This is a genomic window from Clostridium sp. CTA-1, from assembly GCF_054768215.1.
Window position 1 is genome coordinate 27,535 of record NZ_BAAAAP010000020.1, and the last position, 24,539, is coordinate 52,073.

24 protein-coding genes and 5 tRNA genes are annotated in these 24,539 nt (G+C 28.3%); 22 read left to right on the forward strand and 7 right to left on the reverse strand.

From position 1 onward, the window contains the following. The first annotated feature begins 119 nt into the window (after positions 1–119). Positions 120–1,409, forward strand: a complete 1,290-nt coding sequence (locus ACYUEW_RS14455) for a bifunctional folylpolyglutamate synthase/dihydrofolate synthase (protein ID WP_045516349.1) — start codon at positions 120–122, stop codon at positions 1,407–1,409. 21 nt (positions 1,410–1,430) lie between these two features. Here ACYUEW_RS14455 and ACYUEW_RS14460 read toward each other — a convergent pair whose 3' ends face one another. Next, entirely contained in the window at positions 1,431–1,679 is a 249-nt protein-coding gene (locus ACYUEW_RS14460) for a TIGR03905 family TSCPD domain-containing protein (RefSeq protein ID WP_042384283.1), read from the reverse strand. A gap of 139 nt (positions 1,680–1,818) precedes the next feature. Between ACYUEW_RS14460 and ACYUEW_RS14465 the strand changes: the two genes are divergently transcribed. Further along, positions 1,819–2,703 (forward strand): YncE family protein, encoded by an 885-nt coding sequence (locus ACYUEW_RS14465; RefSeq protein WP_003483499.1) that lies wholly within the window; start codon positions 1,819–1,821, stop codon positions 2,701–2,703. A 2-nt stretch (positions 2,704–2,705) separates the two neighbouring features. On the opposite strand, the gene ACYUEW_RS14470 is transcribed toward ACYUEW_RS14465, so the two are convergent. After that, positions 2,706–3,233 carry a DUF4364 family protein gene (locus ACYUEW_RS14470; protein WP_003483501.1) on the reverse strand — a complete coding sequence of 176 codons (528 nt, stop codon included), beginning with the start codon at positions 3,231–3,233 and terminating at the stop codon, positions 2,706–2,708. A 163-nt stretch (positions 3,234–3,396) separates the two neighbouring features. Between ACYUEW_RS14470 and pdaB the strand changes: the two genes are divergently transcribed. The 3 genes from pdaB to ACYUEW_RS14485 all read left to right on the forward strand — a co-directional run bounded on the left by pdaB (position 3,397) and on the right by ACYUEW_RS14485 (position 5,636). Next, positions 3,397–4,149, forward strand: a complete 753-nt coding sequence (pdaB, locus tag ACYUEW_RS14475) for a polysaccharide deacetylase family sporulation protein PdaB (protein ID WP_042384286.1) — start codon at positions 3,397–3,399, stop codon at positions 4,147–4,149. Between the two features lie 198 nt (positions 4,150–4,347). Further along, positions 4,348–4,845 (forward strand): hypothetical protein, encoded by a 498-nt coding sequence (locus ACYUEW_RS14480; RefSeq protein ID WP_043032468.1) that lies wholly within the window; start codon positions 4,348–4,350, stop codon positions 4,843–4,845. A 77-nt stretch (positions 4,846–4,922) separates the two neighbouring features. Then, on the forward strand, positions 4,923–5,636 hold the full coding sequence (locus ACYUEW_RS14485) for a single-stranded DNA-binding protein (protein ID WP_080333646.1): 714 nt from the start codon (positions 4,923–4,925) through the stop codon (positions 5,634–5,636). Between the two features lie 116 nt (positions 5,637–5,752). Here ACYUEW_RS14485 and dapD read toward each other — a convergent pair whose 3' ends face one another. Then, entirely contained in the window at positions 5,753–6,463 is a 711-nt protein-coding gene (dapD, locus tag ACYUEW_RS14490) for a 2,3,4,5-tetrahydropyridine-2,6-dicarboxylate N-acetyltransferase (RefSeq protein ID WP_003483509.1), read from the reverse strand. Between the two features lie 268 nt (positions 6,464–6,731). On the opposite strand from dapD, the gene ACYUEW_RS14495 reads away from it, so the two are divergent. Further along, positions 6,732–7,895 carry a pyridoxal phosphate-dependent aminotransferase gene (locus ACYUEW_RS14495; RefSeq protein ID WP_003483511.1) on the forward strand — a complete coding sequence of 388 codons (1,164 nt, stop codon included), beginning with the start codon at positions 6,732–6,734 and terminating at the stop codon, positions 7,893–7,895. A gap of 247 nt (positions 7,896–8,142) precedes the next feature. Here ACYUEW_RS14495 and dapB read toward each other — a convergent pair whose 3' ends face one another. The 3 genes from dapB to ACYUEW_RS14510 all read right to left on the reverse strand — a co-directional run bounded on the left by dapB (position 8,143) and on the right by ACYUEW_RS14510 (position 11,068). Next, a complete protein-coding gene (gene dapB / locus ACYUEW_RS14500) occupies positions 8,143–8,898 on the reverse strand; it encodes a 4-hydroxy-tetrahydrodipicolinate reductase (protein WP_003483513.1) in 756 nt (251 codons plus the stop codon). 276 nt (positions 8,899–9,174) lie between these two features. Further along, positions 9,175–10,053 (reverse strand): 4-hydroxy-tetrahydrodipicolinate synthase, encoded by an 879-nt coding sequence (gene dapA / locus ACYUEW_RS14505; protein WP_163200792.1) that lies wholly within the window; start codon positions 10,051–10,053, stop codon positions 9,175–9,177. 22 nt (positions 10,054–10,075) lie between these two features. Then, positions 10,076–11,068 (reverse strand): aspartate-semialdehyde dehydrogenase, encoded by a 993-nt coding sequence (locus ACYUEW_RS14510; protein WP_003483515.1) that lies wholly within the window; start codon positions 11,066–11,068, stop codon positions 10,076–10,078. A gap of 480 nt (positions 11,069–11,548) precedes the next feature. Here ACYUEW_RS14510 and ACYUEW_RS14515 point away from each other — a divergent pair, with 480 nt between their 5' ends. The 15 genes from ACYUEW_RS14515 (at position 11,549) to ACYUEW_RS14585 (ending at position 22,563) form a co-directional block, all read left to right on the forward strand. Continuing rightward, entirely contained in the window at positions 11,549–13,234 is a 1,686-nt protein-coding gene (locus ACYUEW_RS14515; RefSeq protein WP_003483516.1) for a peptide ABC transporter substrate-binding protein, read from the forward strand. A gap of 77 nt (positions 13,235–13,311) precedes the next feature. Further along, complete coding sequence (locus tag ACYUEW_RS14520) at positions 13,312–14,241, forward strand: ABC transporter permease (RefSeq protein WP_003483517.1); 930 nt, start codon at positions 13,312–13,314, stop codon at positions 14,239–14,241. Positions 14,242–14,257: 16 nt separating this feature from the next. Next, positions 14,258–15,175: an ABC transporter permease gene (locus ACYUEW_RS14525; RefSeq protein WP_003483518.1), complete on the forward strand. Its 918-nt coding sequence runs from the start codon at positions 14,258–14,260 to the stop codon at positions 15,173–15,175. A 14-nt stretch (positions 15,176–15,189) separates the two neighbouring features. Then, a complete protein-coding gene (locus ACYUEW_RS14530; protein WP_265203941.1) occupies positions 15,190–16,209 on the forward strand; it encodes an ABC transporter ATP-binding protein in 1,020 nt (339 codons plus the stop codon). Continuing rightward, positions 16,209–17,168, forward strand: a complete 960-nt coding sequence (locus ACYUEW_RS14535; RefSeq protein ID WP_265203942.1) for an ABC transporter ATP-binding protein — start codon at positions 16,209–16,211, stop codon at positions 17,166–17,168. The genes ACYUEW_RS14530 and ACYUEW_RS14535 overlap by 1 nt, the downstream gene beginning before the upstream one ends. A gap of 310 nt (positions 17,169–17,478) precedes the next feature. Then, on the forward strand, positions 17,479–17,751 hold the full coding sequence (locus tag ACYUEW_RS14540) for a small, acid-soluble spore protein, alpha/beta type (RefSeq protein WP_003361573.1): 273 nt from the start codon (positions 17,479–17,481) through the stop codon (positions 17,749–17,751). An 85-nt stretch (positions 17,752–17,836) separates the two neighbouring features. Further along, a complete protein-coding gene (locus tag ACYUEW_RS14545) occupies positions 17,837–18,577 on the forward strand; it encodes a class I SAM-dependent DNA methyltransferase (RefSeq protein ID WP_003483524.1) in 741 nt (246 codons plus the stop codon). 37 nt (positions 18,578–18,614) lie between these two features. Then, positions 18,615–19,505, forward strand: coding sequence for an Hsp33 family molecular chaperone HslO (gene hslO, locus ACYUEW_RS14550; RefSeq protein WP_460277044.1), 891 nt, complete (start codon positions 18,615–18,617; stop codon positions 19,503–19,505). Positions 19,506–19,569: 64 nt separating this feature from the next. Further along, positions 19,570–19,645, forward strand: a tRNA-Val gene (locus ACYUEW_RS14555). Between the two features lie 5 nt (positions 19,646–19,650). Continuing rightward, positions 19,651–19,727: transfer RNA gene (locus tag ACYUEW_RS14560), tRNA-Asp, on the forward strand. A 3-nt stretch (positions 19,728–19,730) separates the two neighbouring features. Beyond that, positions 19,731–19,806 (forward strand) — tRNA-Phe (locus ACYUEW_RS14565). A gap of 4 nt (positions 19,807–19,810) precedes the next feature. Beyond that, positions 19,811–19,885 (forward strand) — tRNA-Gly (locus ACYUEW_RS14570). A gap of 9 nt (positions 19,886–19,894) precedes the next feature. Continuing rightward, positions 19,895–19,968, forward strand: a tRNA-Cys gene (locus ACYUEW_RS14575). 326 nt (positions 19,969–20,294) lie between these two features. Then, a complete protein-coding gene (locus tag ACYUEW_RS14580; RefSeq protein WP_003483528.1) occupies positions 20,295–20,990 on the forward strand; it encodes an ABC transporter ATP-binding protein in 696 nt (231 codons plus the stop codon). Between the two features lies 1 nt (position 20,991). Then, entirely contained in the window at positions 20,992–22,563 is a 1,572-nt protein-coding gene (locus tag ACYUEW_RS14585) for a putative ABC exporter domain-containing protein (RefSeq protein WP_460277046.1), read from the forward strand. 200 nt (positions 22,564–22,763) lie between these two features. Here the strand turns inward: ACYUEW_RS14585 and ACYUEW_RS14590 are convergent, their stop codons facing one another. Then, a complete protein-coding gene (locus ACYUEW_RS14590; RefSeq protein ID WP_265203945.1) occupies positions 22,764–23,471 on the reverse strand; it encodes a DUF6873 family GME fold protein in 708 nt (235 codons plus the stop codon). Positions 23,472–23,625: 154 nt separating this feature from the next. On the opposite strand from ACYUEW_RS14590, the gene ytxC reads away from it, so the two are divergent. Beyond that, complete coding sequence (gene ytxC, locus ACYUEW_RS14595; RefSeq protein ID WP_163244107.1) at positions 23,626–24,525, forward strand: putative sporulation protein YtxC; 900 nt, start codon at positions 23,626–23,628, stop codon at positions 24,523–24,525. The last annotated feature ends 14 nt before the right edge of the window (positions 24,526–24,539 follow it).

The window sequence follows — 24,539 nt, forward strand, 5'->3', positions numbered from 1 at the left end:
TATTTATTATATAAAAATACAAAGTATATGTTAAATTTTTTAGGGCTAAATAGAAATAATATAAAAGTAACAAAAAAGTTATGATTTGTGTAAAAGATATACATAGGAAGTGATTATATATGGATTATAAAGAAGCTAGAGAGTATATACAATCAAAAGCTAAGTTTGGTAGTAACTTAGGATTAGAAAGAACAGAAAAGCTCTTAGAACTATTGGAAAACCCTCATAAGAGGTTAAGATGCATACATATAGCAGGTACAAATGGAAAAGGATCTACTACGGCAATGATTTCTGCAGTATTAAAAGAGTCCGGTTATAAAGTTGGAATGTACACATCCCCTTACATAGAGGAATTTGAAGAAAGAATTCAAATAAATAACTATAATATACCTAAAGATGATTTAAGCCATATTATAACTAAGGTGGCTAATGTGGTAGAAAAGGTAGAGAATATGGGATATGGAAATCCTACAGAATTTGAAATTATAACCGTTGCTATGTTTTACTATTTTTGTTTAAAAAAAGTGGATTTTGCGGTGATAGAAGTGGGGTTAGGAGGAAGACTAGATTCCACTAATGTGTTAGAACCTATCTTAAGTATTATAACCTCTATAAGTTATGATCATATGAACATTTTAGGTGAAACTTTAGAAAAAATAGCTTATGAAAAAGCAGGAATAATAAAAAAAGCTCCTGTTATAATATATCCACAAAAGAAAGAATCAGAAAAAATTATAGAAAAAGTATGTAAAGAAAAAAAATCTGAGCTTATAAAAGTAGAAGATAATTTAATAAATGTAAAGAGAGAAATTATACAAAAAAATATAGGCCAGCAAAGCTTTAAATTAAAAACTAAAGAAGATACTTATAATATATGCTTATCCTTATTAGGAGAACATCAAATAAAAAATTGTATTGTAGTTATATTAGCCATAGAAAAGTTAATAAAATTAGGGATAAAAATAGAAAAAATATATATAATATCAGCCCTTAAAAAAGTGAAATGGCCAGCTAGACTAGAAATAGTAAATAAAAATCCTCTAACAGTAATAGACGGAGCCCATAATATGGAGGGCATAGAAGGTTTAAAAAATAATGTGAATAAATATTTTAAATATAATAAGCTTATTTTAATATTAGGCATATTAAAAGATAAACAAGTAGAAGATATGATAAAAACATTAGTACCGCTAGCAGATAGAGTATTAACAGTAACTCCCCATAATGATAGAGGGGAAAGTTCAAAGGAATTAATGCACATTGCGTTAAAATATAATAACAATTGTGAATATTTAGAGGACTATAAAGAATGCTATAATAAAGGAAAATCTTATTATGAAGAGGGAGATATGATTTTAATTTGTGGGTCACTATACATGGTAGGAGATATGAGAAAATTAATAAAATAAGGAAAGTGTGATACACTTTCCTTATTTTATTTTTTTAGCTTCTTGTAGTGCTTTGGATAATTGATCTGGACAGGAAGTATTTTTAGAACCACAAGTTATACCTTGTAATCTTTTTATAGCGTCATCAACATCCATTCCTTCTATTAAACTAGATAATCCTTTAAGATTACCATCACATCCTCCAAGAAAGTTAACCTTTACAACTTTATTTTGGATTATATCAAAAGTTATTTCTCTTGAACAGACTCCAGTAGGTGAATAAGTGTGCATATTTATAGCTCCTTTCCATTGCAATGTTAAATAATACAAATATTATTATATAATATAAAACTTTATTGCTCAACATAAAAGATTTATCACCAAATTAGTTATTTTTCACATATTATATTATAGAGCGAGGGGTGATAAAATGAGGTATGTTTATGTATGCAATACATCTACAGATTGTATTTCCAAAGTTTCTATAGATAATTTTAAAGAAGAAAACAAAATAACCCTAAATAATGAAGCATCCACTAGAATAGGGCCTCATGGTATATGTGCATATAATGATAAATTGCTAGTAGCTAATAGTTATAGTAATTCTCTTTCTGTAGTAGATGGAAAATTAGGAAGAGAAGTAGAAAATTATTTTATAGGAATGCATTGTAACGATGTAGTTGCATATGGAGATAAAGCCTATGTTATTTGTGGTGATCTAAACAATGTAACTGTATTTGATATGGTTAAAAAGAAAATTTTAAAACAAATACCTTGTGGAGATTTACCACATAGCATAGTTATTGATAAACAGAAAGAAATATTAATGATATCAAATATGGGAACAGATAGTATAACATTAATAGATTGTAAAGGAGAAAATAGAGTAAAAAATATAAGAGTTGGATCTTATCCAACAAAGGCTGTTTTCACAGTGGATGGTAAATATATATTAGTATGTGAAAGCAATTTAGGTTCTGATTATAAAGGAAGTATAAGTATAATATCTAGAAAAAATTATAAACTTTTATATAGAATTCCTGTAGGAAATTCACCAGTTGATATGTGTGTTGATGAGAAGTTATGTATAGTTTCTAATTTTGGTGATGGTACTATTAGTTTGATTGATATAAATTACTATGAAAAAGTAAAAGATATAATTGTTGGTGGTATGCCTCGAGGAGTGTGTAAAATAAAAGATAATATTTATGTGGGAGATAATTATAAAAATTTATTTTTAAAGATAAATATTAGAACTAACAATAAAAAATCTATACCTATAGGTGGAGAACCTACAGGTATTTTAGTATTATAATATCAATTGTCATTTGTTGATTTTAAAATGTTTAATATTTGTAAATACATCGCACTAGAATTTTCTTTCCACTTAGAACAGATTTCTTTTGCTTCTTTATTTGAATTTACAGATAACTTTATATCCATTAATAAGAAGTTATTTTCAGTGGCTTTTAACCTTACTAAGAAGGTATCTTTGTTTTCTAAGGTATAATCAGCCATGATATTAACTTCTTTTTTTATCGAATTTAATTTAGAGTCTAAATAATTATTTATAGATTCAATTTTATCTTCACTAATTCTATCTATAAACATTGAGAGAACACGGTTACCTTTTTCTGTAATTATTATTTTATGTTGATCTGTATTTCTAATAAAGCCAGAAGATGTAAGTTCGGATAGATATTGCTGTAAAGTAAAATAATTAATTAGATTATTTTCTAATATAATTTCGGTTATTTTATTATTAGAGATAGAAAGGTCTAATCTATTAAATACATAAAGAATCAGCAATTTATTTTCAGCTAATTCTAAAGCATCATCAAACATCAAATTTCCTCCCCAAAGTTTAGTTAAAATAATTTATATATAATTATATCATAAAAATTAAGTGTAAATTACTTTAATGAATAAAAAATAATTATTTAATGCATATAAAAAAATATATTTTATATAAATAAACATGAAGAAATATTTAGTTTGGAGGAATAAAATGAAAGATAAATTTAAAAAGAGGATGGTATTTTCTTTACTACTCTTAGTTTTAGCTATAAGTATGTCTTTTTTTATTAATGGTGGAGGTCAAAATGTTTCATTAAATGTTAAGAAGAAGGTGCCTATATATAGAGTTGATACAAAAGAAAATAAAATATCTTTAACTTTTGATGTCAGCAGAGGGGACGAATATATAGATAAAATATTAGATATTTTAGATAAAAATGATGTTAAGGCTACCTTTTTTTTAGTGGGGGATTGGATAGAGCAAAAACCAGAAAAAGTAAAAGAAATTCATGATAAAGGACATGAAATAGGAAATCATTCGCATAGTCATCCTAATATGAGTAGAATATCTAAAGAAAAAATAATAAAAGATATTAATATTAATGATGCTAGTATAAGAAAAATAACTGGAGAAGGTACTAAATTATTTAGATTTCCATCAGGAGAGTATAATGCTGAAGCGATAGATACAGTAAATGAAATGGGATTATATTCTGTGCAATGGGATGTAGATAGCATCGATTGGAAAGAGGAAGGAGCTGACTTAGAATATGAAAGAATTATAAAAAAGACTAAACCTGGTTCCATATTGCTTTTCCATAACACAGCTAAATATACCCCAGACAATTTACCAAGAATAATTAAGGAATTAAAAGGAAATGGATTTGAATTTGTTAAAGTAGGAGATTTAATATATAAAGAAAATTATTATATAGATTCAGCAGGAGTACAAAAAAAGAATTAAAGTTTAAATTATAAAATGAAGGAATATTTAAAAAAATATAGAAAATGTAGTATAGGTGTAATATTTTTACTAAAGAGGGTGATTAACACACAAAAGATATAATATTATGATAAATCAATAATAAAATTACAGGGGAATAAAATATTGTAAACTGAAGAAAATAACTAAAAATAGTTATTTTCTTCAGGGGTGTGTAAAATGAAAAAAATATGTATATATTCAGAGGATGAAAATTTTGTAGGGCATATTTATAATATGATAAAAATATTAGATTTAGATTTAGATTGTTCAAGGGAAAATACTTTAGCAAATAGTGAATACATAGTAATAAATAGAGATATTAATTTTGAATATGATGGAATAGATTGTGAATATTGTTTTATAAATATGGATTTGTTTAAAAATAAAAATGTGGATATAAAAGGTGTTGTTATAACCTATGGATTAGGAAATAAAAACACTATTACTTTATCTAGTTTGGAACAAGAAAATATAGGAATTGTTTATTGTATTCAAAGATATATAAGCATATATAATGAAAATATAATAGAACCACAAGAGATACCATTAAACATTTATTATGAAGATGAAAATTATCTTTATGCTTATATGGTTATTATAACTATTGCTTTAATACAAGGGGTACATATTTCTAATATAAAGAGTAAAATAATTAATTCTATAAATAAATTTTAACTTTATGGCATATTTTAGATATATAAATAATAAATATATGTTGTATGAATGAATTGAAACTAAGGGAAAGAGGGGTTATGATGGACAATTTAATGTTAAACAATAAAATTTATTTAGAGGGAACGGTGGTTGAGGACTTAGAATTCAGTCACGAAATGTACGGAGAAGGATTTTATAATTTTAAAATGGAAGTTTCAAGATTAAGCGATGTATCAGATATATTAAATATAACTGTATCTGAAAGATTGTTAGCAGATATGGAACTAAAAGTAGGTATGGACATTATAGTAGAAGGCCAGCTAAGATCTTATAATAAATTTGTAGATGGCAGTAATAGACTTATATTAACTGTATTTGCTAGAAACATAGAATATTGTATTGAAAGAAGTAAGAATCCTAATGAAATATTTTTAGATGGATATATATGTAAGGAACCTGTATATAGGACAACTCCCTTCGGTAGGGAAATTGCTGATTTATTGTTAGCAGTAAATAGACCTTATAACAAGTCAGACTATATCCCTAATATATCTTGGGGAAGAAATGCTAGATTCTGTAAAACTTTACAAGTAGGAGATAATATAAGAGTTTGGGGAAGATTACAAAGTAGATATTATCAAAAGAGAATTTCAGAGGATAAAACCATTACTAAAGTAGCTTATGAGGTTTCTATATCAAAGATGGAGAGAGTAGGAGATGAACAAGCAGATAATAATGGTTATGAAGAAAGCTATGAAGAAAATTATGAAGAAAAGAATTTTATGGACAATATAAAAGAAAAGCATGCATAAAAAATAGTATGTACAACTTTTAAAGTTGTACATACTATTTTCAAGTAATTTTAAATGAATTAATAGAAGAATGGTTTAAATATAAAAGATAGTTTTAAAAATTAGATATTATAAATCTATTTTCTTAAATCATCTAAAAGTTTAGTTTTATCTTTAGTCTTTACATCTACTTCTTTTATTATTTTAGCCGGAGCACCAGCAACTACTACATTTTCTGGTACATCAGTAGTAACTATAGAACCTGCAGCTACTACAGAACCTTTACCAATTTTTACGCCTTCTAATATAACAGCATTTGCTCCTATAAGAACATTATCTTCAATAGTGCAAGGGTCACTGCTAGGTGGTTCTAAAACACCAGCAACTACAGCACCAGCACCTAAATGTACATTTTTACCAAGCTTTCCTCTAGCACCAACTACGGCGTTCATATCTACCATAGTTCCTTCGCCGATTTCAGCACCTATATTTATAACGGCACCCATCATAATAACAGCGTTTTCGCCTATTATAACTTTATCTCTTATTGTGGCACCAGGTTCTATTCTAGCATTTACTTTAAGCATATCAAGTAGAGGGATTGCAGATTTTCTTCTATCTTGTTCTATTCTACAATTTTTTATTTTATTCTTATTTTTTTCTATAAGAACTAATATTTCTTCTGATTCACCAAATAATATATATAAATCACCACTATTAAATTTTTCTATGTTTGTAAAATCACAGTTTGAAAGATCTCCTTCTATGTAGGCCTTGATAGGAGTTGATTTTTTAGCTTCTTTTATGTATTTAGCTATTTCATATGGATCTGTTAAATTGTAACTCATTATCTTTCCTCCTTATTTTATAATAACACTATTATAATAAATATTAATGTTTAAATAAAGGGGGTATTTAATATATATGAAAATAATAGTAAAATTATAGTATAATAAGTAGAAATATTAGAAGAAAAATTATTAAGAATATATGGAATTAAATCTTGTAAATTATTATTGAGATTTAATAAAATATATTGGTTTTAAAATAGTAAAAAATATAAAAAGAAAGGAAAAGTTATGGTTTGTTGAATTTCCGTAACAGGGTAATACTTTAATGGATTATATGAAAACTCAAGAAGTTATCTCTAAAAAGGTTCAAAGAATTGAGATTTCTGGAATAAGAAGATTTTTTAATAAGGTTTCAAATTATAAAGATGTTATTTCATTAACCTTAGGTCAACCAGATTTTAAAGTGCCAAGCAGAATAAAAAAGGAATTAGTAAATGCAATAGAAGAGGATAAAACTACCTATACATCTAATGCAGGATTAAGAGATTTGAGATTAGAAATAGAAAAATATCTTAAAATTATGGATATTAATTATAATGCAGAAGAAATATGTGTAACTGTAGGTGGCAGCGAGGGATTAATGTGTGTGTTTTCTACATTATTAAATGAAGGAGACAAAGTTTTAATACCGTCACCTGCATATCCAGCTTATGAAAGCTGTGTAAAACTACTAGGAGGAGAAATATTAAGTTATAAATTGAAAAATGATTTTTCTGTAGATTTTTCAAATTTAGAAAATATATTACAAAAGGAAAAACCTAAAGTTATGGTGTTATCTTATCCATCTAATCCCACAGGGGCTATACTTTCTAAAGAAGATAATTATAAATTATATAAAATAATAAAAGAAAATAATATTATAGTAATAAGTGATGAAATATACAGCTCCTTATGTTTTGAGGATAAATATTATTCTATAGCTCAGTATGAAGATATAAAAGATAAGGTTATATTGGTTAGTGGATTTTCAAAGATGTTTTCAATGACTGGTCTTAGAATAGGATATGTTTGTGCTAAGGATGAATTCATAAATTCCATAATAAAGGTTCATCAATATAATGTATCTTGTGCGCCTTCTATATGTCAGTGGGGAGCCTATGCAGGATTAAAATACTGTATGGAAGATGTAGCTTATATGAAAGAAGAATTTATAAAAAGAAGGGATTTTGTATATGATAGATTAAAGTATATGGGTATAGATACCTATCTTCCAAAGGGTGCTTTTTATATATTTCCTTCCATAAAAAAATATAATATGACTAGCGAAGAATTCTGTGAAAGGCTCTTAAAGGAAGCTAAGGTAGCTATAGTTCCTGGCTCAGCATTTGGAGAAATGGGAGAAGGACATATTAGGATATCTTATGCCTATAGCATGGAAGAATTAAATGAAGCTTTAAACAGAATGGAAAAATGGCTTAACATTCTTTAAAGGTTGAGAATTAAAGCAATAAATACTTTTGTTCAATATATAGCTATAAAAATAAAGAATACTAATATTTGTTCTCTAATATTTAAGCTAACGCTCTAATGCCACGTCCTGTGGCAACAGAGCTAAGTAAACGTCCTGTTTACTTTACGCTTAAATATTAGTTCACAAATAAAGTATTCTAATTATTTTTCTAGATATATATTTTCACTAAAATTATTTATTGTTTTAATACCTTTAAAAGATGTTATTATAGAGCTGCTTGTATTACGTTATTCATGTTATATAATCCAGCTTCCTTACCACTCATAAATAAACAAGCGTTTAATGCGCCTACAGCAAATACTTCTCTAGATAAAGCTGTATGCTTGATTTCTATAGTTTCTCCAGCTCCAGCAAATATAACATCATGTTCACCTACTATAGTGCCACCTCTTATAGCATGCATACCTATTTCATCATGAGTTCTCTTTGAACTACCTTCTCTTCCATAAGTATATTTAGTATCTTCTTTTATGGAATCCCTTATAGTATCCCCTAGAAGAATAGCAGTTCCACTGGGAGCATCTACTTTTTGGTTATGATGTTTCTCTATTATTTCTATATCAAAGTTTTTATACATAAAAGCACTTATATTTTTTAATATATTGTTGACTATATTAATACCTATAGACATATTAGCAGATCTGAAAACAGGTATTTTTTTTGAAGTTTCTTCTATAAGTTTTATTTGGTCCTCGGAAAAGCCTGTGGTGCATATTATTATAGGCATATTTTTTGAAGTAGCAAAGTTTAGCAAACCATTTAATGCGTCAGGTCTTGAAAAATCTAGTATAACATCAGCTTCTATATTACATTTATCTATATCAGTAAAAACGGGGAAAGTAGAAGTTGCTTCACCTTTATCTATGCCTGCCACAATTTCTAAATTAGAATAATTTTCTGCTAAATTACATATAACCTTGCCCATTTTCCCATTAGAACCATTTAATATAACTCTTACCATTGAAAGTCCTCCTCTAAAATTATTATATAAACAGAGTTCTTAGCTTTAGAGGGAGTTTTTACTCCCACTGGAGCTTAGAAATCGTTATCCAGGGACGTAATCGCTCTTTACTCCCACTTTGAAGAAAAGCAGAGAGTCCAAATCTTCGATTTGGTGCGAATCGCTTTCACAGAGTGCGATGGGAGTATTAGAGCGGCTAGTCATCGGATAAGCTAAATTTTTTATTAGATATTTTAACAGTAAAGTGTAGAGATAAACTCTACACTTTATATTATATTACATTAAATTATAAGCTTTTAATTCTTTTTTTAATACTTCTAAATTATTTTCATTCATTTCACATAAAGGAAGTCTTAGATCTCCTACCTTCATGTTCATAAGATTCATTGCTGTTTTTACTGGTATAGGATTTGTTTCTATAAATAAAGCATTAGTAAGAGCTAAAGAATCTAATTGAATTTTTAAAGCTTCATTAACCTTACCGTTTAAATATAATTCACACATATTATGAACATCCTCTGGAATTACATTAGCTAATACAGAGATAACACCTATTCCTCCAAGAGCTAATATAGGAATTATTTGATCATCGTTTCCAGAATATATATCTAATTTGTCACCACATAAAGCTTTAATTTGAGCTATTTGACTTATATTTCCACTAGCTTCTTTTACAGCTACTATGTTTTTATCTTCGCATAACTCTTTTAAAGTACCAGGGGTTATATTAAGTCCTGTTCTCCCAGGAACATTATATATAATTATAGGAGTGCTAACAGCATCAGAAACGGCTTTAAAATGCTTAACTAAGCCTTTTTGTGTTGTTTTATTATAATATGGAGTTATTACTAACAATCCATCTACTCCTATACTTTCTGCCCATTTACTCATAGCGATGGAGGCGGCAGTATTATTACTACCAGTACCAGCTATAACAGGAACTCTTTTATTTACTTTATCTATTACAAACTTTATAGTTTCTTTTCTTTCAGTTTCTGTCATTGTAGTTGCCTCACCAGTAGTTCCGCAAACTATTATAGCATCAGTTTTCGATTTTATATGCCATTCTATTAGTTCAGAAAGCTTGTCAAAATCTACTCCTGTGTTAGTAAAAGGAGTTATTATAGCTACTCCAGAACCTTTAAAAATACTCATAAAAATACCTCCTAAAGTTTACTTATTTACTTTTTATTATATGCTCAGCTATTTGAATTGCGTTAAGTGCAGCACCTTTTCTAATATTATCTGCTACTACCCATAAATTTAAGCCATTATCTAGACTAAAGTCTCTTCTTATTCTTCCTACATAAACTTCATCATGACCAGCTACATCAACAGGCATAGGATAAACTAAGTTATCTACATCATCTTTAAGTACTATACCTTCAGCATTCTTGTAAATTTCAAATATATCTTCTAATTCAAAAGGTTTTTCAAGCTCCACATTTATACTTTCACTATGCCCATGGAATACAGGTACTCTAGCTGTAGTTGCTGTTATTTTTAGACTGTCATCATGAAGCATTTTTTTAGTTTCATCAATCATTTTCATTTCTTCTTTTGTATATCCGTTTTCTAAGAATACATCTATATGTGGCAATATATTTCCTGCAATAGCATAAGTAAATTTTTTTGGTGGCTCTCCTGTATAACCATTTTTAAGATCATTAAAACCACTTAAACCAGCACCGGATACAGCTTGATAAGTTGAATATACTATTCTTTTGATTTTATATTTATCATGAAGAGGCTTTAAAGCCACTAAAGCTTGTATAGTTGAACAATTTGGATTTGCAATTATACCGTTATTCCATTTTATATCTTCAGCATTCACTTCAGGAACAACTAAAGGAACTTCCGGGTTCATTCTCCAAGCACTGCTGTTGTCAATTACTGTAGCACCATATTTAACAAAAACAGGTGCAAATTCTTTACTTATATCTCCACCAGCAGAAAATAATGCGAAATCTATTTTTTTATTTTTTATATTATCTTCTTTTAATTCCTCTACCAATATTTCAGAAGCTTTAAACTCTAAAGTTTTACCTGCAGACCTTTTAGAAGCAAAAAAGTAGATGTTTTCTATAGGAAAGTTTCTACTCTCTAAAATCTCTATAAATTTTCTTCCTACCATTCCAGTAGCTCCTACTACTGCTACATTGTAATTCATAACATATACCTCCCAAATTAATAATAAATAATCATGTAATTTATTGTAGTTAATAATATTATATAACTGATTAGATAAAAAATATATAGGCTTTTTGTTATATAAAAATAAATAAAAAGATATCGGTTTATTTATTTTTTATATTTAAATTTAACAGTGCAAAATAAATAAAAAAAGAAAAATAACTTTCAATTTATTTAAAATTCTAAAAATATTAAACAGATATAAATGGCTTAAATAAAGAACTATTACAAATATTTAATAAGTTCACATAAAAATAAACTAGGATAGTATGATTTGAATGTAAATTAACATTCAATTTTTTAAAAATTACAAAAAAGTGTCATCAATAAGTGTTCACTTGCATATTGTATAAAAATAAAAGAAAATATATCAAAAATAGAGTGGCATCAAAAAAATATTGGAAATAAGTGAATTTTCACTTGTTTTTTATAAAATAAGCTAAAAGGGGGAAGTTTAGTGAAAAGTAAAAGGTTATTAGCAGCTGTAGTATCTTGTATTGTTTTGGCTTCAGTAGCGCTGGCTGGCTGTGGAGGAAAGGAAAATGCAGCGGGAGGTAAAGGTGCAGACAAAGAACAATATCTAAATATGATTTTGCAGGAAGAACCTAAAAGTTTAGACCCAGCTAAATCAACAGACTTGTATTCTTCACAGGTTATTTCTGAGGTTTATGATGGATTAACAAGATTGGAAGTAGATGAAAAAGGTAAAGATGTAGTTAAGCCAGCAGGAGCAGAAAAATGGGATGTATCTGAGGATGGATTAAAATGGACTTTCCATTTAAGAGATTATGAGTGGTCTGATGGAAAGAAAGTTACTGCAAAGGATTATGAATATGGTATAAAAAGAAACTTAGATCCTAAAACTGCATCAGAGTATGCTTACTTATTAGCTCCAATAAAAAATGCGAACGAATATAATGCAGGGAAAGCAAAAGCTGAAGAAGTTGGAGTAAAAGCTTTAGATGATAAAACTTTAGAAATAAATTTAGCTGGACCTTGTGCATATTTCTTAAAGATAACATATTTTAAATTAATGATGCCACAAAGACAGGATATAGTTGAAAAATATGGAGAAAAATTTGGCACAGAAGCTTCTAATATGGTATTCTGTGGACCCTTTACCATAAAGGAATGGGTACATGCAAACAAAATGGAATTAGTTAAAAATGAAAAATATTGGGATGCTAAATCTGTCAAACTAAATAATGTTCATATGAAAATTATAAATAATGAATCTGCTAGAATGCAAGAGCTCCTAAATGGAGGAATAGATTTCAGTAATGTTCAAAAGCCAGAGTGGAAAGAAAAGTTCAAAAAAGCTGATAAATTTGAAGTGAAAAAAGTTATTGAACCAGCAACGAATATTGAATTCTTTAATCAAAAGGTTAAATTGTTCAGTAATGCTAAAGTAAGAAAAGCTTTTTCTTTAGCAGTTAATAGAGAAGAGGTTTCAAAAACTTTATTTAAAAATGATTTTACACCAGCCTATGGGTTTGTGCCACCTTCATTACAGATAGGAGATAAAGAATTTAGGAAAGAAGTAGGAGAAGAACCAATTAAGAAATTAAAAGAAGAAAATAAAGATCCAAAGAAACTTTTAATTGAAGGATTAAAAGAATTAGGAATGGATTCGGATCCAAGTAAAGTAACAGTAAACTATTTAACAGGCTCTACAAGTGATCAACAAAAAGAAATTTGCGAATTTTTCCAAGAGATGTATCAAAAAGCTTTAGGGGTTAAAGTAAATATAGAATATGTTCAATGGCCAGTATACATGAAGAGAATAAATAATGCGGAATATGAAATATCTGGTATGGCTTGGACAGGAGATTATGATGATCCTATGACAGAATTTGATTTGTGGATGACTGGGGCCAAAGCGCTTCCAACAAATTACTCAAATACGAAATATGATGAATTAATTAAAAAAGCTGCATTGCTACCAGAAGAAAAGAATGAAGAAAGAATGAAACTATTTAAAGAAGCTGAACAAATATTATTATATGAAGATGCTGTAATAGCACCAGCAGTTTATAGAGCTAGAAATATTTATCAAAGAAAATATGTAAAGGGAATAATGGTTCCACAATTCGGTTCTTTATATGATGTTAAATATGCCTATACGGAAGGTAGGGAGCAATAGTATGATTTTATGCAGCAGAGCCTTTTAATGGCTCTGCTGTTATAAGTTACATAAAAATATATTGGGGAGGGGTAAAGATGTTTAAGTATATCTTAAAAAGATTAGGATATATGCTGCTTACTTTATGGATAGTAATAACTATAACCTTTGTATTAATGCATACTATACCCGGAGATCCATTAGCATCTAGTGCTAAAAGATTACCACCACAAATAAGAGCTAATTATTATGCTAAATATGGATTAGATAAACCATTAACAACGCAATACGCAGTTTATATGAAAAATTTATTAAAAGGTGATTTAGGAGATTCTTTAGCTTTTGCAGGAAGAAGTGTAAATACAGTTATAAAAGATGGATTGCCAGCATCAGCACGAATAGGTATTCAAGCAGTATTCTTAGGGTTTGCATTAGGAATAATATTAGGGGTTGTGGCAGCCTTTAAAAGGAACAAATGGCCAGATTATATAGTGATGTTTTTAGCTTTAATTGGTGTTTCTATACCAAGTTTCGTTTTTGCAGCACTACTTCAATATATATTTACAGTTAAATTTATGATATTGCCAACTACTGGTTGGGGTGGTGCAAAGTATACTATACTGCCAACTATAGCTTTAAGTTTAAGTCCTTTAGCTATATATGCAAGATATATGAGGAATGAATGTTTAGATGTTCTAGGACAGGATTATATATTGACAGCAAAAGCAAAGGGTGTATCAAAGGTTTCTTTAGTTTGGAAACATATAATAAGAAATGCTATTTTGCCTAGCATAACTATATTAGGACCTCAAATAGCAAGTATATTAACGGGATCCTTTGTTATTGAAGGTATATATGGTATACCAGGATTAGGCAGTTCTTTTGTAGGAGCTGTAAATAATATGGATTATTCTATGATTATGGGGCTTACTGTATTTATGGCTGCCCTTTATATATTCTCTTTATTAATTGTAGACATATTATATGGAATTATAGATCCAAGAATTAGGATTACAAACTCAAAATGATAAGGGGGGAGAAAAAATGGCTGAAATAAGTAAAGATAAATTTGAAATAATAGGAATAGACAAAAATGCATCTAATGAAATAAATAGACCTAATATAACTTACTGGCAGGATGCTTGGAGAAGACTAAAGCAAAACAAGGTGGCCATAGGGTCATTGATATTACTTATATTAATAGCTTTAATGACAATAATAGGACCCTATTTAACCCCATATAAATATTGGGCTACAGATTCTAATATTGTAAATATGAAACCTAATTCTGATCATTGGTTTGGAACAGATATGTTAGGTAGGGATATATTTGCTAGAGTATGGAAGGGTGGAAGAGTTTCTATAATAATAGGAATTTTAGGAACTATTATAGAAATGACAATTGGAGTTATATATGGTGGAATATCCGGTTATTTTGGTGGAATGGTTGATGATATAATGATGAGAATAGTAGAGATATTGTTAAGTGTTCCCTATTTAATAGTTGTTATTATAATTTCTCTTATATTAGGAAAAGGGGTTATATCTTTAGTAATAGCAATGACTATAACTGGTTGGTGCGGTATGGCTAGAATAATAAGAGGACAAATTCTACAAATAAGAGAACAAGAGTATGTGTTAGCAGCTCAAGCTTTAGGTGCTAAACCTTCAAGAATAATAAAGAAACATTTACTACCAAATACTATGGGTATATTAATTGTTAACATTACTTTAGATGTTCCATCATTTATATTTGGAGAAGCTTTTTTAAGCTATATAGGACTAGGTATACAATCACCAAATACTAGTTGGGGATCTTTGGCATCAGCGGCGCAACCAAACCTAATGTTCTACCCTTATCAACTGTTTTTCCCTGCTTTATTTATAAGTTTGACTATGCTATCATTTAATTTGCTAGGTGATGGATTAAGGGATGCTCTTGATCCTAAGATGCGTCAATAAAGGAGGGGGATATGATGGAAAGAATATTAGAGGTAAGAAATTTAAGAGTCTCTTATCATACCTATGCAGGTGAAGTACAATCTGTTAGAAATATAAACTTTCATCTTAACAAAGGAGAAACCCTTGCTATAGTTGGAGAGTCAGGCTGTGGGAAAACTGTAACAGCTAAGGCTATAATGAGATTAATACAAGAACCACCAGGAGAAATTAAAGAAGGATCAGAAATAATTTTTAATGATAAAAATATATTAAATATGAAGGAACAGGAATTGAGAGAGTTAAGGGGGGCTGATGTAAGTATGATATTTCAAGATCCTATGACATCTCTTAATCCTACAATGAAAGTTGGAAAACAAATAGCTGAAAGTTTAATTATTCATAGAGGTATGAATAAATCAGAAGCTTTCAAAGAAGCCGTTAATATATTGAAGTTAGTTAATATACCTAATGCTGAAAAAAGGGCTAATCAATATCCCCATGAATTTTCAGGTGGAATGAGACAAAGAGCTATGATAGCTATAGCACTAGCTTGTAATCCTAAAATACTCATAGCAGATGAGCCCACTACAGCATTAGATGTAACTATTCAAGCTCAGATAATGAATCTTATAGGAGATTTGCAAAAAAAATTAAATACAGCAGTTATAATGATAACTCATGATCTAGGGGTGGTTGCGGATACAGCTCATAGGATACAGGTTATGTATGCAGGGCAAATTATAGAAAGAGGAATTACAGATGAAATATTTTATGAGCCAAAGCATCCCTATACTTGGGCATTACTTGAATCAGTACCAAGATTGGATACAAAGCATAAGGGAGAGCTTTACTCCTTAGAAGGAACTCCTCCAGATTTAATTAAACCACCAAAAGGATGTCCTTTTGCATCAAGATGTGAACATTGTATGAAAATATGTAAAGAACAGATGCCAGAAGTAACAAATCTAACAGAAACTCATGAAGTTTCTTGCTGGTTACAGGATCCTATGTCACCTAAAGTTTATAGCTCTTTTTTATCTGGAGGTGAAAAATAATGGGGAATGAAAACTTAATAGAGGTTAGAAATTTAAAAAAACATTTTAAAGTTGGGAAGGGTGCTATTTTAAAAGCTGTAGATGGGGTAAGTTTTGATATAAGAAAGGGAGAAACCTTAGGGCTTGTTGGAGAATCAGGCTGTGGTAAAACTACTTGTGGAAGAACTATATTAGGTTTATATGAAGCTACGGAGGGAGAAGTTAGATTTGAAGGCGTAAACATTCACAAATTAAGTAAGAAAGAAAAAAGAGAGTTTACTAAAGAAGCACAAGTAATTTTCCAAGATCCCTATGCTTCATTAAATCCAAGAATGACAGTTGCGGATATAATAGGCGAAGGTATAGATATTCATGAAATTTATACGGGAAGAGAAAGGCTAGATAAAATATATGAACTGTTGAGTTTAGTTGGATTAAATAAAGAACATGCCTCTAGATTTCCACATGAATTTTCAGGTGGACAAAGACAGCGAATTGGAATAGCAAGAGCTTTAGCTATAGAACCTAAGTTTATAGTGTGCGATGAACCTATATCAGCTTTGGATGTATCTATACAAGCACAGGTCGTAAACTTGCTTATAGACCTTCAAAATAAGTTAGGACTTACTTATTTGTTTATAGCTCATGATCTTTCTATGGTAAGGCATATATCTGACAGAGTAGGGGTAATGTATCTGGGGAATGTGGTAGAGTTGTCTAATAGCCAAGAATTATATGAAAAGCCACTTCATCCCTATACGCAAGCCTTATTGTCTGCTATACCTGTTCCAGATCCTAGAGTAGGAAGAGGTAGAGAAAGAATTATGCTTCATGGAGAAGTTCCAAGTCCTATAAATCCTAAACCGGGATGTAAATTTGCAGCAAGATGTAAATATGCAAAGGAAATTTGTAAAAAAGAAAAACCAAAACTTAAAGAAATAGAAAAGGATCATTTTGTAGCTTGTCATTTATTTGATTAAAAAATATGTATATGGTATAGATGATAACAATAAACTTAAAAAGAGGGGTATTTCAAAATTGTATGTATTTTGAGATACTTCTCTTTAAATTTATGTCTGAACTGTTTGAATGTACAAGGTATAAATATAAAAGGTATAATTTTATAAAATAAATTTAATTATAATAAAATTATAATATTAATGAAGAAGAGAAAGTAAATAATATATAATAAAGAAGAAGCTAGTATTTTAGTCTCTTTTTATAATAGTATAAAATACCCCTGCAAGGCAAATAATAGTAATAATAAATTATTTGTATGGAGGGATTTAAATGACAAAGACTCCTTTAAAAAAAGTAATAAAATCCAAAATTAAAGCTAACAAGGAGCTTACTAAAGAAGAAAAATTAAGAGAAAAAATGAAGTACGAAATAGCAATAGAGCTTGGTCTACAAGATAAAGTAGATCAATTAGGATGGGGAGGACTAACCTCAGAAGAAACTGGAAGAATAGGGGGCATAATGACCAAAAGAAAAAAAGAGCTTAAACTTCCTAAAAATGAAGAAATATTAATGATGAGTGAAATTAAAAATAGTATGCAATAGAAGCACTAATCTATTGACTTACCTAATAAAAGTATATAATATTTATTAGGTAAGTATATTTTTATAAATTAAGGAGAGTTTAGAAATGGAATGTTATAGAGAATTTGCTCATATATATGATGAACTTATAAATGAGGATATAGACTATGAAAAATGGGCTAAAACTATAACAAATATATGTGATGAGTTTAATTTATGTAAAATAGATTATTTGGATTTAGCTTGTGGTACTGGAAATTTAACATTACAAGTATCACCGTATTTTAAAGATGTGTGGGCAGTAGATCTTTCTTATGATATGTTAACTGAAGCTGAGAATAAGTTTAGAGAAAATAATATAAAAGGTAAATTAGTATGTCAAAACATATGTGATTTAAAATTAAATAAAACATTTAATTTAATAACCTGTTGTTTGGACGGTATAAATTATATATTAGAAAAAAAATCATTAAATAATCTATTTAAAAATGTATACAATCATTTGAAAGAAGATGGATTATTTATATTTGATATAAACTCTTACTATAAATTAAATAATATTTTAGGAAATAATCTCTTTAGTTATGATGATGAAGAGATTACATATATATGGAGAAACTCTACAGAAAATAATATTACCAATATGGATATCACATTCTTTATAAGAGAAGATGAAAATGATTATATAAGATTTGATGAAGAACACAAAGAAAGAGCTTATAAAGAAGAAGAAATAGAAGAAATTATAATAAATAATGGATTTAAAATATTAAGAACTTTAGACAATTATGAGGATAAAAAAATTGAAGAAAAAACAGAAAGAATAGTTTATATATTGACTAAATAGTTTTCAAATTAAAATTATGAAGGTTAGGTGAATTTAAATGAAAGATAGATTAGTAAAAGCTATTGCTAAGGATGGACAGGTAAGAATAATAGGCGCAATAACAACAGAATTAGTCAATGAAGGAGTAAAATTACATAATTGTGCTCCAACAGCAGCAGCTGCTTTAGGAAGAATGCTTACAGCAGGAGCATTAATGGGAACTACATTAAAATCAGAAAAGGACACTTTAACATTACAAATTCATGGTGGTGGTATTGCTAAAGGAGTTGTAGTTACATCCTATGCAGATGGGCATGTTAAAGGATATATAGGTAATCCTACGGCAGATATAGAGCCAAATAGCAAGGGAAAATTAGATGTAAGTGGAATTATAGGTAAGAATGGGAACTTGTTAGTTATAAGAGATATGGGATTGAAAGAGCCTTATATAGGGCAGGTTCCTATATATACTGGAGAAATAGGAGAAGATTTAGCTTATTATTATACAGTATCAGAACAAACACCTTCAGCGGTAGGTTTAGGAGTATTAGTAGATAAAGATTTATCTATAAAATCAGCTGGTGGATTTATAATACAAATGATGCCTGGAGCTGATGAAATGTTAGCAGATTTAATAAGTTATAGATTAGAAGAAATACCTTCTATTACAGAAATGATTTCAAAGGGAATGACGATAGAGGAAATATTAGAATACATATTTGAAGATATGGATTTAAATATATTAGAAAGCATAGTACCAGAATATAGATGTGATTGTTCACGAGAAAAGGTAGAAAGAGCGTTGGCTAGTATAGGACAAAAGGATTTAAAAGAAATATATAATGAAGGCAAAGAGGAAGAATTAAAATGTCATTTTTGTAATAAAGCATATGTTTTTAGTCATGATGAGATTGAAAGTGTTTTAGAAAATTATTATAATGAAAAATAATATTGATTAATTATTAGTTGACATTAGTGCCCAATTATAATATAATGATTATTGTAATTGGTGAGGGCGCATAGCTCAGCTGGGAGAGCATCTGCCTTACAAGCAGGGGGTCACAGGTTCGAGACCTGTTGTGCCCACCAAATACGGCCCAGTGGCTCAGTTGGTTAGAGTGCCGGCCTGTCACGCCGGAGGTCGAGGGTTCGAGCCCCTTCTGGGTCGCCATATGGCTCGATAGCTCAGTCGGTAGAGCAGAGGACTGAAAATCCTCGTGTCCCTGGTTCGATTCCTGGTCGAGCCACCAGATTGCGGGAGTGGCTCAGTGGTAGAGCGTCACCTTGCCAAGGTGAACGTCGCGAGTTCGAATCTCGTCTTCCGCTCCATAATTTTTTGGCGCTATAGCCAAGTGGTAAGGCAGAGGCCTGCAAAGCCTTTATCCCCAGTTCAAATCTGGGTGGCGCCTCCAAAGAGAGATAATATTTGAATATTATCTCTTTTTTTTATGCTTATAATAAGTATAAAAAAGAAGTCAAATTCTTAGTTGAAGGTAACAGTATTAAATGTATAAATTAATATATAGTATGAGTGAATGTGAATGTAGTATGGTTAATAATAAAAATTACTTTAGTCACTGTTTTGGTTATATCACTTGACAGTCTAGATTATTTTATAATATATTTTGAAATATAGATTTTAAACCGTATTCTGGCAATATGCATATTAAATAAAAGTTTTATAATTAACATATATTAATATTTTTTTTGTTAAAATTTATTTTGAGGGGGATAAATAATGCTTGTTGTAAAAGGATTATGTAAAAATTATAATAAATTTAAAGCAGTAAACAATGTTTCTTTTGATGTTAATGAAGGGGAAATAGCAGTACTTTTAGGACCAAATGGAGCAGGGAAAAGTACAAGTATAAAAGCTATTGCAGGCCTTTTAAAATTTCAAGGGGAAATAAGTATTTGTGGTAAAAACAATAAAAGTTTAGAAGCTAAATCTAAATTTGCCTATGTACCAGAGGTGCCAGCTTTATATGATTTATTAACTGTTTATGAGCATGTGGAGTATATGGCTAATGCTTACAAGATACAGGATTATAAAGACAAAGCAGAACATATGTTAAAAAGGTTTGATTTGTGGGACAAAAAAGATAAATTAGGTTCAGAGCTGTCAAAGGGTATGCAGCAAAAGGTTAGTATATGTGCAGCTCTAATTACTAATCCAAAGGTTATATTATTTGATGAACCTATGATAGGATTAGATCCTAAAGCTATAAAAGAATTAAAAAAAGTTTTTTTAGAATTAAAAGAAAAGAGAACAGCAGTGATTATTAGCACTCATATAATAGACAGTATATCAGAAATATGGGATAAGGCATTAATAATGAAAGAAGGAAATATAGTTTTTGCTAGAACTAAGCAAGAATTAATTGATAAAAATGAGTCTTTAGAAGAAATATTTTTTGAAGTAACGGAGGGCTAATATGGGATCACTTAGTTACATAGTTAGAAAAAGTATAAAAAATTATTTTAAACAATTAAAGAATAAGCCGGCTAAAGCTATATTATATATTCTTTTTATAGCTCTTTTAGTTTTTGTTTTAATTGTATCCCCAGAATCAAGCGGGAATAAGAGGATAAAAGATGGTAAAGAATTTTTTAATGCCATAGTTACTATATCAACCTTATATGCAGTATTTAGTGCTATTAATACAGGTACTAAAAAGGGAAAAAGTTTTTTTAGATTAAGTGATGTAAATTTTTTGTTTACAGCTCCTATACCATCTCAAAGAGTATTGCTTTATGGATTCTTAAAAGAATTATATAAAAGTATAATGATGATAGTATTGCTTTTATTTCAAATACCTAATCTTTATAATTTATTTCCTATAAAACAGAATGGTGCTATACCTGTAGTAGTAGGTATATTTACGTTAATGTTTTCTTATTCAACTATAGCTGTATTAATATATTCTATAGCTGCTAAGGAAGAAAAATATAGAAATATTATAAAAAATATTCTTAATTTATTATTAGGATTATTTGGAGCAGGTTTTTTATGGATGTTATTTAAAGTTAAATCTATAAAATTAGCTTTTACAGCTTTTTTAGGGCTAGATATATTTTCTAAAATACCTTTTATAGGATGGAATATAAATATATTTAATGCTGCTATAGAAGGTATAAATAAAACATTTTTTATAAATCTATTAGGAGTACTTTTATCCATAGCTCTCATAATATATATAGTTTATATTTTAAAGACAGATTATTATGAAGATGCTATGTCAGTTACAGAGGTTAATGAAAGAAAAATAGAAAGAGCAAAAAAAGGTAAAGGAAATGTGGATTTAAATAAACCTATAAAGAGAAAAAATGTTATGGGAATATTAAAATCAAAGGGAGCAAAAAGCATATTTGAAAGGCAAGTCTTAGAGTATAAAAGAAGTGGATTTTTCTTTGTAGATAAGGTGACCTTAATAATGGGACTAAGCTCCTTAGTTTTCGGATTTTTTATGAATAATAAAAATGGAAATATAAATACAATAATGTATTTTGCAATATATATGCTCTTAATATTTACGTTTCAAGGTAAATGGGCTGAAGAACTGTCTAAACCTTATATATACTTAATCCCAGAAAATTCAGGAATTAAAGTTTTTTATGCTACCCTTACTAACCATATTAAAAATTTTGTGGATGGTTTTGTATTATTTTTAATTTGTGGTGTTATATTTAGAACTAATCCTATGGTTATATTGTTAGCTACATTAACCTATGTAAGTTTTGGAGCAATATTTGTATATGTGGATTTAGTTTTAAGAAGATTTTTTGGTGGTAATATTAGTAAAGTTGTAGAAGCCACATTAAAATTTATTTTATTAATAATAGTAGTATTACCAGGAATAATAATATCTGTAGTACTTTCTTTTAAGTATAAAGGATTATTTGGAACAGTTTCTATGTATTTTGCTATGATTTTATATAATTGTCTTATTAGTTTTGTAGGAATATTATTATCTAAAGGTATATTTGAAAAAATAGAAATGAAGTAAACAAAATAGAGTATTTCAAAATAAAATATATTTAATTTTAATAAGGATAACAAAAGATACACGTTATAAACAAATTTATATGTTTATGATGTGTATTTTTATATTTACTATATTAAAATTAAATCTTAATTCAGTTTAAATACTTCCATGAAGTTAAGCAGGCTTCTTATATTAAGCTGGAGAAAGCAGAAGAATAAATCTTACTTAATATCTATACAAAAAATGCTACCCCTATCTATTAATTTATCTCTACTTAAAAATATAGGCTTTACATTATGTTTTTTTAAAAAGTTTAGAACTTTATCACCATATTTATACATATTTAAGTTTCCATAAAAAGCAAGCGTATTATTATCTAAAAGTCCACAGGTACCTCCGATAAATCCATAATCTAAACCAGGTAAAATTATATCTCCTGGTGGTAATAATAGTACATTTATATTATTCTCTTTAAGTATTTTTTCTATTTTCATATCGCTGGTTATTACGGCATTTTCTGAAACTATAGCAGTAGAACATTTAGAGTATCCTTGGTTAACATTTAATAATTTTTTATGTTTTACTAAAGAAATTAGATTAGGATCTGTATAATTTAATTTATGCATAAATATATTCCCAATATTTAATGCATTTAGCATTATATCTTTAGGGTATTTATCTTCTAAAAAGTTATTAGATAATATAACATTAATTCCTAAACTTTTTAATGATTCTACAAATTCTTTATCTATATTTTTATGTAAAATAATATTTTTATTATCTATTATGTGCAATAACATGTCAGGATGACCACATACAGCTGGATATAAAAGTGGGGTAGAAGGGCACAATATCACTTTTATATTCCTTTTTTCTAAATTGTTTTTTTCTTCATTAGAAATTCTGTTATCCACTAAAGCTATTTTCATAAATAATTCTCCTTAAAATATATGCTAAATATTATATTAATTTTATTTGAAAAAATTTTCAACATATTAAGTAATATGTCGATATTTTTTTATAATTGTTTAGTATATGAATTTATTTTAAACACATACTATTTTTAAGGAAAGGAGTGAGATTATGTTGTTATTTACAATGATCTATAATAATGAAAGAGAAGATTTGATTGATAAATTAGTAAAATTAAAGGAATATTTTCAGTCAAGAGATGTGGTAATAGGATTGTCAGAAAATATAGAAGATAAAACTCACTTCATAAAAATATACTGTGAAGAAAAATTTTTGGATAAAAAAGTTATAAATTCGATTAATGATCACCTAGTTGATATATTGTATGATACAACTATAGATAGATTTATCAAAGTAGAACTTAATAAATTTATAACAGATGCATATTTCTTTTTAAAGAGGGAAGAAACAGAAGAATTATTAGAAAAAACTTCTGATGTTTTGAAAGATAAGGATAAAAGATATATAGAAGATTCTATTTATTGTTTAAATAAAAAAAATGAAATAATAAAAAAAATAAAGAAGTGCATTGACGAAAATAATGAAATAAACATAGATGGTTTTTTAACTTTTAGATGCAGAGAATTATTTATAGATATAAAAGGTATAGTAGAAAAAATAGTAGAGAAGTATATGGTAGATAAGGAATACAATGAATTTATAAAATTATTAAAATATTTTGTAGAGATAGAGGAAAGTAAATTAGACAAACTAAATATATTAATAGATCCTACTGGAAAATATACATTAAAAGATTCTGAGGGAAATGATTTAACAGAGGAAGTTTATATAGAAATTTCCGATGTTAAATATGTAGAAAATATATCTGTAGATGATATGCTTATAAGTTGGCTTATAACTAATGTACCTAAAGAAATTAATATATATAATATTGAAAATTGTACAAATAAGGAATTAATTAATACTATAAAGAATGTTTTTGAAGAGAGAGTTAATATCTATAATCATGATAAGCCTATCAAATTAAAGCATACTTATAATAAACTTTAATAAATTCTATAAAA